This window comes from Aeromonas sp. 96A, assembly GCF_051919165.1.
Taxonomy (GTDB): Bacteria; Pseudomonadota; Gammaproteobacteria; order Enterobacterales; family Aeromonadaceae; genus Aeromonas; species Aeromonas veronii.
This window is the reverse complement of sequence record NZ_JBQBFE010000001.1, coordinates 1787322-1802448: the sequence shown is the minus strand read 5'-3', so window position 1 is coordinate 1802448 and position 15127 is coordinate 1787322. Positions and strand designations below refer to the sequence as shown.

The window sequence follows — 15127 nt, the reverse complement described above, 5'->3', positions numbered from 1 at the left end:
CTTGGAGTCTACTATTTTAGCCGCAACGAGAGAGATAGAGCTGCGATTATCCTTGGGGTAAGATGATGCCATGTCTGTTTATTTATACAGTGGTATGCGCAAGATCATCCATATCGACATGGACTGCTTTTTTGCCGCGGTGGAGATGCGGGACAATCCGGCCTTGCGGGAGGTGCCGCTTGCCATCGGTGGGTCCTCCGAGCGGCGTGGTGTCATCTCGACCTGCAACTATGTGGCGCGCCGGTTCGGGGTGCGCTCCGCCATGCCGAGCGCGCTGGCGAAAAAACTCTGCCCGCCGTTGGTACTGATCCCCGGGCGAGTGGCGGTGTACAAGGATATCTCCCGTCAGCTCAGAGCAATTTTCCTGCGCTATACCGATCAGGTTGAACCGCTGTCGCTGGATGAGGCTTACCTAGACGTGACCCACAGCCGCTGCTGTGGCGGCAGCGCTACCCTGATGGCGCAAGAGATCCGGCAAGCCATCGTCTCCGAACTGGGGTTGACCGCCTCGGCCGGAGTGGCCCCCAACAAGTTTCTCGCCAAGCTCGCCTCGGAGCAGCGCAAACCCGATGGTCTGTTTGTCATTCGTCCCGACGAAGTGGCCGAATTTGTCTGCCAGTTGCCCCTCGGCAAACTGCCCGGGGTGGGGCGCAAGACCGCCGAGCGGCTGGAGGCGCAGGGGCTCTACACCTGTGAGGATGCGCGGGCCTTGTCGGCACAAGAGCTGTGCAGTCGTTTTGGCAAGCTGGGGGAGATGTTGACGACCCGGATCTGGGGGCTGGATGAACAGCCGGTGCAGGCGCACCGGATCCGCAAAACCATCGGGGTGGAGACCACCCTGGCGAGCGATGTTTGTGACGAAGCCGCCTGTTTGACGGTATTGCAGCAACTGCTGCCGGAGCTTGAGCGGCGATTTCAGCTGGCGTGCCCTGCCGAGCAGGTGATGGGGCAGGGAATTAAGCTCAAGTTTGCCGATTTCCACCAGACCACAGTCTATCGCAGTCAGGGTGGCTATCAGCCAGCCTTGTTCGTTCCCCTGCTCAAAGAGGGGTTACAGCGGGCGCAAGGGCGTTCGGTTCGCCTGCTGGGCTTGGTGGTGGGTTTGCCAAAAGAGGGTGAAGTTAATCAACTCTCGCTGGATTTGCTGTGAGAGAGTTAAGTTTTTGTTTATAAAGTCGATAATCTATCCATATCTGTATGACGTAGGAATATTGGCATGAGCGCTCTTTCTGTCCAGGGTCGGATTACCCTGATCGCCGGTTGCTGTCTGTTGGTGACAGCCGCCGCTCTGGTTGCCTCTTCGATTTATAACGCGAACAAGATGCAACAGCAGGTGCGGCAAGCCACCATGCATGAGGCGCAGCAGTCTGCCGAAAACTGGATGAAGGCGATGGGCTCGGAGCAGGCGGCCAAGGTGACCAGCTATCTCGATGAAGCCTATTTCCGGGCCAGCTTGCTGGCGGAGAGCGTGTTGTTCCAGCGCAAGAATGCGGCCGAGAACTTTGTCCATTCGGAGGCGCTGCGCAGCGCCGTCAATCAGCAACTGCATGATGCCGTTGCCTCATCGACCAATCTGCTTGGTGTCTATGCGGTGTTCGAGCCTGACCAGCTTGATGGGGAAGACAGCAACTATCAGGGCTCCACGGCACTGGGTTCCAACGACAAGGGGCGTTTTTCCAGTTACTGGGCATACGACAACGGCAAGATAGAGCCGGAAGTGCAGAATGAGGATGTACTGGCCGATGAGAGCCCGACCGAGGCTGGTGGAATCGAAAACGAGTGGTATCGCTGCAGTATTCGCACCCGTTCCCTCTGCCTGCTGGAGCCCTATCTGGACGATGTGGGCGATAAACAGATATTGATGACCTCGGTGACGGTCCCGCTGCTGGAGCAGGAGACCTTGCTGGGGATGGTCGGGGTTGATATCTCGCTGGCCACTTTGCAGAGTCTGGTCAGTACCATGGACAAGGAGCTCTATGAGGGCAAGGGCAGAATATTGCTGGTCAGTCACGAGGGGCGCGTGGCGGGAGCCGATGAGTTCGATGTGACCATGGGGCGCGGGCTGGATCAGAAGTATCAGGGGCTGGCCAGCGAGCTGAAAGGCTGGCTCAGTCAGGGTCAGGAGTTGACTCGCTGGAGCAGCGACGGCGCCCTGTTGCAGACCTTTGTCCCGGTATCCATGCGTGGCACCGACCGTAAATGGGGCATCTACATCGAATTGCCACGTGCCGTAGTACTGGCTTCGGCCCAGCAACTGCAAGATGAGTTGGTCAGTGAAGCCAATCGCAGCGTGGTCTCGCAGCTGTCAATCGGGGTGCTGATCTCGCTGGTGGCCCTGAGTTTTATCTGGTTGATGGCGCGCCAGATCGTGGCGCCCATCCGCGCTGTGGTTGCCCGCCTCAAGGATATCGCCAGCGGTGAGGGGGATTTGACCCAGCGTATCGAGATCCAGCGGCAAGACGAGATCGGCGAGCTGGCCAAGTGGTTCAACAGCTTCCTCAACAAGTTGCAATCCACCATCAGTCAGGTGATTGATACCGTCTCCGGTACGCGCAACAGTGCCGAGCGAGCCGCGCAAGTGGCCGAGCGCACCAGCAGCGGCATGCAGGCCCAGTATCAGGAGATCGATCTGGTGGCGACGGCATTTGAAGAGCTGAGCGCCACGGCGTTGCAGGTCTCCGGTAATGCCGGCTCGGCGGTGGCGGCTGCCAACACCACTGACGCTGCAGCGCAAGAGGGCAAATATGTCGTTGCTGACACCCAGGAGGCGATGCGCAAGCTGATGACCATCATCAACGATGCCCAGCCGGTGGTGGAGCGACTCTCCGCCAACAGCGACAACATCAATGACATCCTTATCGTGATCCAGGGGATTGCCGAGCAGACCAACTTGCTGGCGCTGAATGCAGCTATTGAAGCGGCGCGGGCCGGTGAGCAGGGCCGTGGCTTTGCCGTGGTGGCTGATGAGGTGCGTAATCTGGCGGGTCGCACCCAGAATGCCATCGTCGAGATCCAGACCCTGATCAGCCAACTGCAATCCGGTACCGGCGCCGTGGTCAAGGCGATCCGCGATGGTCATGGACAGGCTGACGAGACGCTTGCCAAGGTGGATCTCTCGGTGCAGGTGCTGGAGCAGATTATCCAGTCGGTCTCCACCATCCATCAGATGAACGAGCAGATTGCCCGGGCGGCACAGGAGCAGAGCCGGGTGGCGGACGAGATCAACCGCAACGTCAGCAACATTCGCGATGTGAGTCACACCATTCGGGCCGAGGCGGCGACCTCCGCCGAAAATGGTCGCGAGCTCTCTGCGCTGGCGGACAAGCAGCAGCAGCTGGTGGGGCAGTTCAAGGTATAGAAGGGATGAAAAAAAGGCGCCATCCAGCAGGAGGCGCCAAACACATTCAGATGACAGACTGGGTCAAACCGGTGAGATTTGAGCCCCTCTTCCCGCAGAGGAAGAAACACAACACCACAATCGCAGTCGAAAGACTCACTAAAAACACATGTAAACCAACACGTAGTAGAAAATGTGAGCCATATGACGACTGATTGCTGGGCGAATTATGTTTATTCACTGGTCGACCCGCAACCGACAAATTATAATGCGCCCCATTAGAAAAACTCATCGTCGGCTGGTGTCATGTCTCGTCGTTTACCCCCGCTCAATGCCCTCAAGGCCTTTGAAGCAGCGGCTCGTCACTTAAGCTTTACCCGCGCAGCAGAAGAGTTGTTTGTGACTCAGGCTGCCATCAGTCACCAGATCAAGGCGCTGGAGGAGTATCTTGGCATCAAGCTGTTCCGCCGCAAAAATCGCTCCTTGTTGTTGACTGAAGAGGGGCAGGGCTATTTCCTGGATATCAAGGACATCTTTGCCTCCATCTCTGAGGCGACCGACAAGTTGCTGGCCCGCAGTGCCAAGGGGGCGTTGACTGTCAGTTTGCAGCCGAGTTTCGCCATCCAGTGGCTGGTGCCGCGGTTGGTCAAGTTCAGTGAGCGCCACCCCGATATCGACGTGCGGATCAAGGCGGTCGATCTCGATGAAGGGTCGCTCACCGATGATGTGGATGTCGCCATCTACTACGGGCGCGGCAACTGGCCGGGTCTGCGCTCGGACAAGCTGCATACCGAATACCTGATCCCGGTCTGCTCCCCCTTGCTGCTGACCGGGCCCAAACCGCTGCGTACGCCGCAAGACTTGACTCTTCATACCCTGCTGCACGATACCTCCCGTCGCGACTGGAAGGCTTGGTTCCGCCAGCTCGATATCGATGCACCCAACGTCAATCAGGGGCCCATCTTTAGCCACTCCACCATGGTGATCCAGGCGGCGATCCACGGCCAGGGGGTGGCGCTTGGCCACAGCGTGCTGGCACAACCCGAGATTGAGGCCGGCCGCCTTATCTGCCCGTTCGAGCAGGTGCTGGTGAGCAAAAATGCTTTCTATCTGGTGTGCCAGGAACAACAGTCGGATCAGGGCAAGATCGTGGCCTTCCGTGACTGGATGCTGGAGCTGGTGGAGCAGGAAGAGGCGCGTCGCAGGGCAAGGCTCGCCGATGCCTGATGTGATCCGCGAGGGGGCAATTGATGCCCCCGTTCGCATTTTGCTGGCCCACGGGGCAGGCGCGGGGATGGATCATGTTTTTCTTGCCGAGTTGTCACGCCTGCTGGCTGGCCCCGACATCGAAGTGGTGCGTTTCAACTTTCCCTACATGACAAAGCGTGCACAGGATGGCAAGCGCCGCCCGCCGGACAGAGCACCTGTGCTGCTAGCCCATTGGCGCGACATGATCCGCGAGTTTGCCCATCCACGGCTGTTTCTGGCAGGCAAGTCGATGGGCGGGCGGATGGTGGCGGAACTGTATAGCGAAGGCGAGGGTGAGATGAATGCTGCAGGATTGCTCATTCTCGGGTATCCTTTCCACCCTCCGGCCAAGCCCGATAGCTGGCGAGGCGAGGTACTCAAGCATATTGCAGTGCCAACCCTGCTGTTGCAGGGGGAGCGCGACACCTTCGGTAGTCGCGCCGAACTGGCCGATTTCCCCTTCTCACCCGCCGTATCGGTCCATTGGTTGACCGATGGTGATCATGGTTTCAAACCGCGTAAAGCCAGTGGCGTGAGTGAGCAGGATAATATGCAGCATGCAGCGGCGGCCATCAGCCATTTTGTGGCCCGACATGGATAGCACAAGAGGGTTGGTTTGATTGCCAGCCTCGATGAGAGAGGGAGAGTGAGGATGCAGATCCATCGACATTGGCTGATACTGGCCGGTCTCTTCGGGTTGACGGCCACCATGCTGGGGGCTTATGGCGCCCATGGATTGGCGGCGACCGGCATTACGCCCGAGCGTCTGGCGGCATTCAATACCGCCGTGCAATATCAGTTTTTTCACGCATTGGCCCTGCTGGTTCTGGGCTGGTGTGGTGTGCGCAGCAAGGTGATCCACCTGGCTGGCACCGCTTTTGTGCTGGGGATCATCGGATTCTCTGGCAGTATTTACGCCATGGTGCTGCTTGGCAGCAAGGGGCTGGGGTTGATTACTCCGGCCGGTGGCCTCTGTTTTATGTTGGGATGGGCGGCCCTGATCTGGGCTGGCTGTCGTCTTGGAGGAAAAAATGAATAATCTGCTGCTTTATTGCCGCCCCGGTTTTGAGAAAGAGGCGGCTGCAGAGATCACCGAGCGTGCCGGTAACATGCAGTGCTACGGTTTCGCCCGGGTCAAGGACGACAGCGGTTATGTGATCTTCGAACTGTATGACGAGGAGCAGGCGGACCTGCTGGCTCGCAAGCTGCCATTCCGGGAGCTCATCTTCATCCGTCAGATGCTGGTGGTCACCCATGAGCTGAAGGATCTGGATGTCGCGGACAGGATCTCCCCGATCCTTGAGGCGGTGAGTGACTACACCATTTGCGGCGATCTGCGGGTCGAAACCGCGGATACCAACGAAGCGAAAGAGCTGTCGGCCTTCTGCCGCAAGTTCACCGTGCCGCTTCGTCAGGCGCTGCGCAGCAACGAGATCCTGACCAAGAAGGAGACGCCAAACCGTCCGGTGTTCCACGCCTTCTTCATGGCCAATGATCACGTGTTGCTGGGTTACTCCTACTCGTTCAACAACTCCGGATTCCACATGGGGATCCCGCGCCTGCGCTTCCCGGCCGATGCACCGAGCCGCTCCAGCCTCAAGCTGGAGGAGGCGTTTTACGTGTTCGTGCCGCGGGAAGAGTGGGATGTGCGTCTCTGTTCAGGCATGAAGGCGGTGGATCTGGGCGCCTGCCCGGGTGGCTGGACCTATCAGTTGGTGCGCCGTGGCATGATGGTGACGGCGGTCGACAACGGTATGATGGCCCAATCCCTGATGGATACCGGTCAGGTCAAGCATATCCGGGATGACGGTTTCGTCTGGCGTCCGAGCAAGAAGAACACCTACTGGCTGGTGTGCGACATGGTCGATAAACCGGCGCGGGTCGTTCACATGATTGCGGACTGGTTCCGTGAGGGTGACTGCCAGGAGGCGATGTTCAACCTCAAGCTGCCGATGAAGAAGCGTTATGCCGAGTCGGTGCACAATATCGAGGTGCTGCGCGAGATGCTCAAGGAGATCGACAACGCGTTCGTGATCCAGGCCAAGCAGCTCTATCACGATCGAGAAGAGATCACCGTGCATGTTTACAACAAGTACTGGGTCTCCAAACTCGAGCCCAAGGCGTGATGTAGCAGTTCTGCCCGTACGATAAATACCAAGGCCGACAGGGAAACCTGTCGGCCTTTTGCTATTCGGCTGCCGGAAACTATCAGAAACGGTAATCGAGGCGCAGGGAGGATTCGTCGTCGGTCACCTTGATCTCGATCTGCAGCGGGATGGTTTTGTCGACCGGATTGAATTGCATCTTTATCCCGTCTCCTCTCAGCCTGAGGGCGGTGTTCATTCCGCCAGCCTTGAACTTGACCTTGGGTCTGAAGCGTTCAACCGACAGACTGACGCTTTTTTCCGGGGTCAGATTAAGCTGCGGGTAGGAGGTGATCTTTTGATTACCAAAGTTGTCGGTGGAGACTTCAATACCAAACGACAGGGGGTTGGGTGCCTTGAGCAGGTCGTTGGTATTCAGGCTCGAGCGCCATACCTCGGTGGCAGTCCGTTTTTCCTGCTGTGGCAGTTTGGCGGTTTGGGTCTGTTGATCCTGCTCGAAAGCACTGGCAGTGCCACACACCAGCAGCAGACCCGACACCAGATAGCACCCGTATCCCTTCATGAAAAACACTCCCTGTTCTTCTTCTCTATTGAACATAGTTGCTGTTCGGGGAGTGGCAAAGGATTCGGAAATATAAAAAAGGGAGCCGAAGCTCCCTTTTAAAATCAATGAATTAACTCACAGGCGATCGATGATGGCCTGGGTGAATTCGCTGGTGGAAGCCGTGCCACCCAGATCGCGGGTGACCCGATCACCGGATTCGATGGTAGCTCGCACCGCCTCGCGGATCCGCTCTGCTTTATCCTGCATGCCGAGGTACTCCAGCATCTGAATGGAGGCGAGGATCACCGAGGTCGGGTTGGCGATATTCTTGCCAGCTATGTCAGGCGCAGAACCGTGGACCGCTTCGAAGATGGCCGCGCCATCGCCGATGTTGGCGCCAGGCGCCATGCCAAGGCCGCCAACCAGACCGGCGCAAAGATCCGAGAGGATGTCGCCGAACAGGTTGGTGGTGACCATGACATCGAAACGCTCCGGGTACATCACCAGGTTCATGCAGGCGGCATCGACGATCATCTCTTCGCTCTGGATATCCGGGTAGTGGCTGGCGATTTCACGTGCCACTTCGAGGAACAGGCCGGAGGTCGACTTGAGGATGTTCGCCTTGTGGATGATGGTGACCTTCTTGCGCCCTTCCTGACGAGCCAGCTCGAAGGCAAACTTGACGATGCGCTCGGCCCCTTCGCGGGTGATGATGCTCATCGCCTCGGCACTCTTGTTGTCATCGCTACGCTTCTGACCTGCACCCGAGTACATCCCTTCGGTGTTTTCACGCACCGTGATGATGTCGATGTTGTCGTAACGGCTTCTGGTGCCCTTGAAGGAGATGACCGGACGCACGTTGGCGTAGAGGTTGAACTTCTTGCGCAGGGAGACGTTGATGGAGGTAAAACCGCCGCCGACCGGTGTGGTCAATGGCCCTTTCAGGCTCACCTTGTTCTTCTCAATCAGATCCAGGGTAGCCTGGGGCAGCAGCTCGCCATGCTTCTCGAGGGCAACCAGACCCGCATCAGCGTATTCGTACTCAAAATCACAGCCCGCATGGGTCAGGATCTGGATGGCTGATTCAATGATGCTGGGGCCGATGCCGTCACCGGGGATCACGGTAATTTTTCTTTTGGACATGAGAGGGTTCCACTTCCAGGGTATAGGGGAGGATGGGGCTGCTTTATAGCATTTACTCAGCAAACCAACCACATTCCTTTACATTCTACTCACTTTTATCAACAGCGAGGGTGAGTCTCGTCATGGTTCACGCCCTTGCCTGCATTTTTGTTCGGCACTTTAGTCTGGCTGGGGCGGGTAGCGGATGTCCCGCAGGTTGAATCCCAGCGGAATATCCCGCTGCAAGCGCACCAGCCGCTGGGCCAGCAGGGCCTCATCCTGATGTTGGCGCAGTTTGAGCAGTGGTTTGGCGGTGTCCTCTTGCTGGCAGACCTCGAGCATGGCCGCCAGATTGCCATATTGCAGCAACAGCTGGGTGGCGGTCTTGGGGCCGATCCCCGGAACCCCCTTGATATTGGAGCCCCCGATACCGGTAAGCGCCCAGAAATCGACCAGCTGAGCAGGGGCTACCCCATATTGCTGCTGGACGAAGGCCGCATCCAGCCAGCGTTTGTTGAAGTAGTCGCGCACCCGGATCTGCGGGCAGATGAGCTGGCAGAAGCCCTTGTCGGTGGAGATGATGGTCGCTTGATGGCCATGGCTGGCGATGCCGCAGGCGAGAGTGGCGATAAGATCATCCGCTTCATCGGTCTCGGAGAGCAGAGCGTCGACCCCGCACTCCCAAAAGGCATCCTGCAGGGTCGCCAACCCCTCACGCAGTTCAGGGGGCATGGGGGTTCGCCCCTCCTTGTAGGCCGGATAGACCTCCTTGCGCCAGCTATGCACCTCGCCATCAAACACGGCAATGACATGGGTCGGCTCGCTATTGGCCAGCAGCTTGCGGCAGGTATTGATAAGGTTGGCGCGGGTTGCGACCAGTGCCTGGGCAGGGGTCAGTGCCTGCTGGGCTTGTACCGCGTGCAGACGGCGAATGAGGTTGAGGGCATCGATGATGAGCAGGTGTGGCCGGATAGTTGACATGGGGCACTCTTGGCGGTCGGGACGCCCCATTGTAACAAACCGCTTGCCTTATGGGGGATTGATGGCAGTCGGGAAGGCATAGCGCCAATAAAGAGGGGCGCCGATGCGCCCCTCTGTCGATGATGTATCTGTACCCTAGCGGACGATTTCGTAGCAGGGCACATACTGGCTGCCCGGCAGCTTCATCCGCTGCTGCTTGACGAAGCTCTCCAGCAGTTTGTCCATCAGGTGCATCAACTCCTTGTCGCCGTGCAGCTTGAAGGGGCCCTTCTTCTCGATGGCGCGAATGCCCCCTTCCTTGACGTTGCCAGCGACGATGCCGGAGAAGGCACGACGCAGGTTGGCGGCCAGCAACTGGGGCGGCTGGTTGCGGTGCAGATCCAGACTGGCCATGCTGGCGTGATCCGGTTCGAAGGGGAGCTGGAACTCCGGCTCAATCTTGAGGGACCAGTTGAAAGAGTAGGCATCACCGACCGATTTGCGGTATTCGCGGATTTTCGGCATCGCCTCTTTCATCACCCGGGCCACTTCCGGTGCATCGCCGACAATGATCCGGTAGAGCTTGGTCGCCGGTTCACCGAGGGTCGCCTTGATGAAGTCGTCGATAGCACGGAAGTAGTCGGCACTCTCTTTCGGGCCGGTCAGGATGATGGGCATCGGCTGCCGCTCGTTGGCCGGATGCATCATGATGCCGAGCAGATAGAGCAGCTCTTCGGCGGTGCCGACCCCTCCCGGGAAGATAATGATGCCGTGACCCAGACGCACGAAGGCTTCCAGCCGTTTCTCGATATCCGGCAGGATCACCAGCTCGTTGACGATGGGGTTGGGCGGTTCGGCCGCGATAATGGAGGGCTCCGTGAGGCCGATGTAGCGCCCGTTGCGTACCCGCTGTTTGGCATGGCCGACGGCGGCCCCTTTCATCGGGCCCTCCATGGCACCCGGGCCACAGCCGGTACAGATGTTCAGCTCACGCAAGCCCAGTTCGCTGCCCACGGCGCGGGTGTACTGGTACTCGATCTCGTTGATGGAGTGGCCACCCCAGCAGACGATCAGGTTGGGATCGGCGCCGGGCAGGATCACCTTGGCGTTGCGCAGAATGGCGAACACCACGTTGGAGATGTGAGTGGAGTTGGTCAGATTGACCTGGCGGTTGGACTCGAGCTGATTGGAGACATAGAGAATGTCGCGCAGCACCGAGAAGAGGTGCTCCTGAATGCCGCGAATGATCTCGCCATCGACAAAGGCGTGCTCGGGGGCATTGAACAGTTCCAGCTTGACCCCGCGCTCGCGCCGGATCACATGAATATCGAACGATTTGAAGCGCTCCAGGATCTCCTTGGAGCTGTCGGTATGGCTGCCGGAATTGAGCACTGCCAGCGAGCAGTTGCGAAACAGTTGATAGATATCGCTGGAGGCAGTCTGCTTGAGGCGATCCACCTCAAGCTGTGACAGCAAATCCATGCTGCCAACGGGATTGATGTGCGTAATCATAGGTTCCCCTTTACTCACTTGTTATCGTTGTGTTTTTCCCTGGGGAGAAAAGGGGACGCTATGTTGCATCCCCTGAGATCGATAGTAGTGGTAACAGAGGGTAGAGGGAAATAGGGCGACGACTGTTCGCTGTTTTTTTAGCCGCTTGTCAGGCCAGTGTCACTTGATCCCGACCTGTGTGCTTGGAGTGGTAGAGCGCCTTGTCCGCCCGCTCGAACACATCTGACGGGTTGTCCCCATCCTTGAACAGGGTTGCGCCGATGGAGATGGTGATCTCCACCTTGGCATCGCGAAAACGGAACGGGATGCTCTTGATGGTCTGGCGCAGGGTCTCCAGCGGCTTCTGGAACTTGTCCGGGTTGATGTTGGGCAGCAACACCACGAACTCTTCCCCACCAAAACGGGCGATGAAATCAGTGTCACGCAGCGCACTCTGCAGCGCCTTGGCGACCACTTTCAACGCCTTGTCACCCGCCATATGGCCGTAGTTGTCATTGATGTTCTTGAAGTGATCGATGTCGATGATCGCCATGCAGAGCGGAGTGCGGTAACGAAGCCAACGTTTGTATTCCTGCTCCAGCCGTTCATCGAGGGCGGCCCGGTTGTGTACCTGGGTCAGGCTGTCGAGGAACAGCTTGTGTTTTTGAATGGTCAGCCGCTTCTTGTACTCGGCGGTCTCCTCCTTCATCAAGCGCAGCTTGGACTCCATGGTGGAGAGGCGGGTGAGCAGGTGACGCTCCCGCGCCGCCGTGCTGTCACGCTCTTGCAGCAGCAGGTTGATGGCGCCCATATGGCCGGAGATGGCGCGCTTGAGCGCATCGATGGAGTTATGGCTGGCTAGGGAGTGATCGATCGCCTGCAACTCGTTGACCAGCGCCTCGCGGGTCTCGCGGGTTTCGTTTTGCAGCGCACGCCCCTCATCGAGGGATTCGGTAAACCCGACATGTACCGCGGACAGGCTCTCGTTGAGGGAGCTGAGGAAGGCGCGGGAGGCTTTACGCTCCTCACGGGTGCCTTCGATGATGAGCTCGATCACCTGCAGGCAGGTTTCCGCCAGCAGGGCAGGGTTGATCCCGATCAGCAGTTGGCGGCGAATGTCGCTCAGGCTCTCGCCGATGGCGCCGGCAAAGTCGAGTTCGGTGATAAGCCGCTGCAGCTCATCGGCGATACGGGTGTGATCCTTGAGATCAAACGGGTCTACATCGGGTTGGCCATCGTTGCTGGCAGTATCACTTTCTTGTTGAGTTGCACCTGAAGGTGTCAACAGGGGTTGGCTTGGCAGCAGCTGGATCTTGATCGCCTGCTGGTAGAACTCCAGCAGCTTGATCACCTTCTTCTGGTGATCGGCAATGCCGTAACCGACCGGACTTGCCAGAAATTCCTTGAGGGACTTGCGGGTCTCTTCCGGGAAGCCCTTGATGGTTTTCAGCTGTTTGGAACCAAGTTCGATGGCGGTCTGGGTCAGGGTGATCGACTCTTCCAGCGCATTGCTGTGCTGCTGCAGCAATTTTTCAATGGCAAGTAGCTCTGCATCCAGCGAGGTAAATGCGGGATTGTTATCCAGTTTCTGCTTGAGCTTGGCGAAGCGATTATCCAGCTCGCGGTCGAAGCCACGGCAGGAGAGCATCAACTTGTTGATAAACTGGATGCCGCGAGCACGCTCTGCATCGGAAAACGACAGCACGCCGTCGAGTTCCAGCTGTTTCTGCTGAAGGGATTCCCTGAGTCTTGCCAATTGTCCTGCTACGGCAGCGATGTCATTCATTATCAGGTCGCCCTGTTGTCATTATTGTTTTTGGTGTTGGATAGCAACAGTGGTCGAACCTGGTTTCGATCCTCGCCTGTTATCTACATTATTTCCTGGTGGTTATCGGCTGCCGGCTTCCTTGCAAGGCTGGGCCAATTAACCCATTGCTTTTCATGAGAAGAATTGACTTTTACCAGTCCCTTGTCAATTGCCATCAGGCCGCATTGCCACACATCTCCATTAAAAAATGCCGCTTGTTGGCAATCGATCGCAGCCAGCTCCAACCAGGCGTTTTGCTGGCATTTTTCACTGAGCTGAATGGCTCCCGACAGGGCGAGATAGCAGAGGTCAAACAGGCCATTGTGATCGAGCGCGGTCGCCGCCTTCGGCAGGAAGGGGTGACTGACAATCCCGAGGCTGATCTGGCGATCCAGCGGATAGTTGCAAGGGAAGGCGGCGATGGCGGTCAGCAGGTCTCCTGCCAGTTGATGCAGGTTGGTGACGTGGCGCTGTGGCACCACATAGAGCATGTGTCCTTCACGCAAGTCATAGATACGGCCATCTTGCGGGGTCAGGGTGTCCATATAGGCACCGAAGGCCTGCTCGATTTCTCTGCTGGCCTGATAGCCGTGGCGCTCCAGCGTATTGACCAGGAAAGGTACCCGGAACAGCAGATAGTGCAGTTTGTCATCGAACTCGCTGGAGGGCTGCTCGCTGAGGTACCAGCGATCCGATTTCAGCTGGCGCTTTGCCATCTCCCGCGGCCAGCGGTTCATCAGCCGCTGCCAGTTGGCCAGCCCTGAGCGTGGCTCGATCAGCAGGGCCTCATTGGTCCGTTTCAGTTGCAGGCGGGCAGTACGCAGCTTGAGCCAGAGGGTGAAGAAGAGGTAGATAAAGAGCGCCAGCAGCAGGCTGGTGGTGATGCTCGACCAGAGATAGCGCTCCTGCTGATGCTGGCTGTTGTTAAGCCGCTGCTCCAGCTCCTTGATATGTTGTACCCGCTCGACCTGAACATAGTTGTCGCGGATCGCCGCCTGCTCCATGGCTTGCTCCTGCTGGCGCACCTCCTCGCCAAGACGGTGGAAGCGCTTGTAGCTGTCGAGGGCCTGACGCAGATACCCCTTCTGCTCGTAGGCAAGCGACAACAGGCGGAATACTTCGTACTGACGGCGAGTATCGCCGAGCTGATTGGCCAGCGCGCGGGCGTTCTCCAACTGCAGGATGGCGATGGCGGCCTCCTGCTTCTTCAGATAGAGCTCGCCGAGCAGCAACAGGGTATCGATCAGCGGCTCTTTGGCATCGCTCAGCTCATGGGACTGACGGGCCGCATTGAGGTAGTTGCTGGCCAGCGAGAGGTTGCCGCTTTGCAGGTAGGTCTTGCCGATTTCATATTTGAGCAGGGAGGCCTGCGGTCGGTTGCTCCCCTCATCGAGCAGATCCAGCGCATTGAAGAAGTAGACCAGCGCCATATTGAGGTCGCCCTGCTCGCGGTTGAGTCGCGCCAGCACCATCAGGGAGTCGCACAGCAGGGAAGGGTTGCCGATGGAGTGGAAGTAGTTGGCCGCCTCATTGGCATACTGCAGCGCTTTCTGGGGCTCCTGCTCCTGCTGGTAGAGTTTGACTATCTGGTTCGACAGCAGGCCGAGAAAGAGCGGGTCATTGAGACTTTTGGCCTGTTGCTGGGCATCGATATATTCCCCTAGTGCCAGCTGTGGCTGCTGCAGCGCGCGATAAAGATCGCCGCTGATGGCGCTGACCCAGGCACTGGCGAGAGGATTGGGGGTCTTGGCGGCCCAGATCCGCGCATCTGCCAAGTGGGTCTTGGCATCATCGAAGTGCTGGTTCTCGATGTCGTAGCTGGTGCGTTGCAGGCGGCCATAAATTTGCAGCTGGCTCTGCTTGAGAGTGGGGACGGCCAGCTGTTCGTCCAGTTGATCCATCAGGGCGCGGCTGGTGCTCTGGTTATCCGGTTTAAGGGCCTGACTGCGGATCTTCAGATAGAGGCCGTGGGCCTTGAGTTCCGGTTGCTGCTCTTTGTCTGCCAGCGCCATCGCCTTGTCGAGCGCTTGCTGGGTGGCCTGATATTGGCCCAGTTGCAGCAGACACTCCCCTTTGAGCAGATGGGCGCCTATGGTCTGGGCTGCCGTGCTGTAACTCAGGATGGGCTCGCGATAACCGAACTCCTGGCGATTGCTGATGATTTGCTGGGGATTATTGGCTGCGCGCGTCAGGAAGGCGGTGGTGATCTGGACGCATCTGGCAGGATCGGTCAGTACCATCGATTGCGCTTGTTGCAGATCGATAGAGAGTTGCTCCTTGTCCAGATCCAGATTCGGAGCTGACAGGGAGGACATCATCATGGCCAGAAAAAACAGTTGATTCATTGGATTAAGGACGGCGCAGAGGTGTTGGCATGTTATCCAAGCCCCCCCCTGCGAGTCCAGCGTTTACTGTGGTTTGCTGGTGGCCGGCAAGTGGGTTTCGTCTGGATTTTATTATCCAGCCCCCTTATCACAGCTGCGTAAAGCATCGATCGAAACCTTTTTGCCAGT

General features: G+C 58.0%; 12 protein-coding genes. 6 read left to right on the top strand and 6 right to left on the bottom strand.

Annotated features, from left to right (window positions below; translation table 11 throughout):
• Window positions 1-94: 94 nt before the first annotated feature.
• From dinB to rlmM, 6 genes are all read left to right on the top strand, one after another.
• A complete protein-coding gene (dinB, locus tag ACTG2W_RS08040) occupies window positions 95-1150 on the top strand; it encodes a DNA polymerase IV (protein WP_440016541.1) in 1056 nt (351 codons plus the stop codon).
• 66 nt (window positions 1151-1216) lie between these two features.
• The gene (locus ACTG2W_RS08035; RefSeq protein ID WP_440016161.1) at window positions 1217-3358 is read left to right on the top strand and encodes a methyl-accepting chemotaxis protein; all 2142 of its coding nucleotides are present in this window, start codon (window positions 1217-1219) and stop codon (window positions 3356-3358) included.
• Window positions 3359-3643: 285 nt separating this feature from the next.
• Window positions 3644-4564 (top strand): transcriptional regulator GcvA, encoded by a 921-nt coding sequence (locus ACTG2W_RS08030; RefSeq protein ID WP_005338622.1) that lies wholly within the window; start codon window positions 3644-3646, stop codon window positions 4562-4564.
• Complete coding sequence (locus tag ACTG2W_RS08025) at window positions 4557-5186, top strand: alpha/beta family hydrolase (protein ID WP_368209766.1); 630 nt, start codon at window positions 4557-4559, stop codon at window positions 5184-5186. Before ACTG2W_RS08030 ends, ACTG2W_RS08025 begins: the two co-directional genes overlap by 8 nt.
• 51 nt (window positions 5187-5237) lie before the next feature.
• Window positions 5238-5624, top strand: a complete 387-nt coding sequence (locus tag ACTG2W_RS08020; RefSeq protein ID WP_058052208.1) for a DUF423 domain-containing protein — start codon at window positions 5238-5240, stop codon at window positions 5622-5624.
• On the top strand, window positions 5617-6711 hold the full coding sequence (gene rlmM / locus ACTG2W_RS08015) for a 23S rRNA (cytidine(2498)-2'-O)-methyltransferase RlmM (RefSeq protein WP_005338617.1): 1095 nt from the start codon (window positions 5617-5619) through the stop codon (window positions 6709-6711). The genes ACTG2W_RS08020 and rlmM overlap by 8 nt, the downstream gene beginning before the upstream one ends.
• An 82-nt stretch (window positions 6712-6793) precedes the next feature.
• Here rlmM and ACTG2W_RS08010 read toward each other — a convergent pair whose 3' ends face one another.
• The 6 genes from ACTG2W_RS08010 to ACTG2W_RS07985 all read right to left on the bottom strand — a co-directional run bounded on the left by ACTG2W_RS08010 (window position 6794) and on the right by ACTG2W_RS07985 (window position 14959).
• A complete protein-coding gene (locus tag ACTG2W_RS08010) occupies window positions 6794-7252 on the bottom strand; it encodes a hypothetical protein (RefSeq protein WP_279488967.1) in 459 nt (152 codons plus the stop codon).
• Window positions 7253-7369: 117 nt separating this feature from the next.
• A complete protein-coding gene (locus ACTG2W_RS08005) occupies window positions 7370-8377 on the bottom strand; it encodes an isocitrate dehydrogenase (protein ID WP_005349723.1) in 1008 nt (335 codons plus the stop codon).
• 159 nt (window positions 8378-8536) lie between these two features.
• Window positions 8537-9337 (bottom strand): flap endonuclease Xni, encoded by an 801-nt coding sequence (gene xni / locus ACTG2W_RS08000; RefSeq protein ID WP_123173615.1) that lies wholly within the window; start codon window positions 9335-9337, stop codon window positions 8537-8539.
• Between the two features lie 135 nt (window positions 9338-9472).
• Window positions 9473-10828: a nucleotide 5'-monophosphate nucleosidase PpnN gene (ppnN, locus tag ACTG2W_RS07995; RefSeq protein WP_005338611.1), complete on the bottom strand. Its 1356-nt coding sequence runs from the start codon at window positions 10826-10828 to the stop codon at window positions 9473-9475.
• A 148-nt stretch (window positions 10829-10976) separates the two neighbouring features.
• Window positions 10977-12593 carry a diguanylate cyclase gene (locus ACTG2W_RS07990; RefSeq protein ID WP_368176582.1) on the bottom strand — a complete coding sequence of 539 codons (1617 nt, stop codon included), beginning with the start codon at window positions 12591-12593 and terminating at the stop codon, window positions 10977-10979.
• A gap of 83 nt (window positions 12594-12676) precedes the next feature.
• Window positions 12677-14959, bottom strand: coding sequence for a tetratricopeptide repeat protein (locus tag ACTG2W_RS07985; protein WP_368176583.1), 2283 nt, complete (start codon window positions 14957-14959; stop codon window positions 12677-12679).
• Window positions 14960-15127 lie beyond the last annotated feature (168 nt).

Coding starts and splice junctions, on each gene's coding strand:
- dinB (WP_440016541.1), top strand. CDS start 95: ATGCGCAAGATCATCCATATCGACATGGACTGCTTTTTTGCCGCGGTG.
- ACTG2W_RS08035 (WP_440016161.1), top strand. CDS start 1,217: ATGAGCGCTCTTTCTGTCCAGGGTCGGATTACCCTGATCGCCGGTTGC.
- ACTG2W_RS08030 (WP_005338622.1), top strand. CDS start 3,644: ATGTCTCGTCGTTTACCCCCGCTCAATGCCCTCAAGGCCTTTGAAGCA.
- ACTG2W_RS08025 (WP_368209766.1), top strand. CDS start 4,557: ATGCCTGATGTGATCCGCGAGGGGGCAATTGATGCCCCCGTTCGCATT.
- ACTG2W_RS08020 (WP_058052208.1), top strand. CDS start 5,238: ATGCAGATCCATCGACATTGGCTGATACTGGCCGGTCTCTTCGGGTTG.
- rlmM (WP_005338617.1), top strand. CDS start 5,617: ATGAATAATCTGCTGCTTTATTGCCGCCCCGGTTTTGAGAAAGAGGCG.
- ACTG2W_RS08010 (WP_279488967.1), bottom strand. CDS start 7,252: ATGAAGGGATACGGGTGCTATCTGGTGTCGGGTCTGCTGCTGGTGTGT.
- ACTG2W_RS08005 (WP_005349723.1), bottom strand. CDS start 8,377: ATGTCCAAAAGAAAAATTACCGTGATCCCCGGTGACGGCATCGGCCCC.
- xni (WP_123173615.1), bottom strand. CDS start 9,337: ATGTCAACTATCCGGCCACACCTGCTCATCATCGATGCCCTCAACCTC.
- ppnN (WP_005338611.1), bottom strand. CDS start 10,828: ATGATTACGCACATCAATCCCGTTGGCAGCATGGATTTGCTGTCACAG.
- ACTG2W_RS07990 (WP_368176582.1), bottom strand. CDS start 12,593: ATGAATGACATCGCTGCCGTAGCAGGACAATTGGCAAGACTCAGGGAA.
- ACTG2W_RS07985 (WP_368176583.1), bottom strand. CDS start 14,959: ATGAATCAACTGTTTTTTCTGGCCATGATGATGTCCTCCCTGTCAGCT.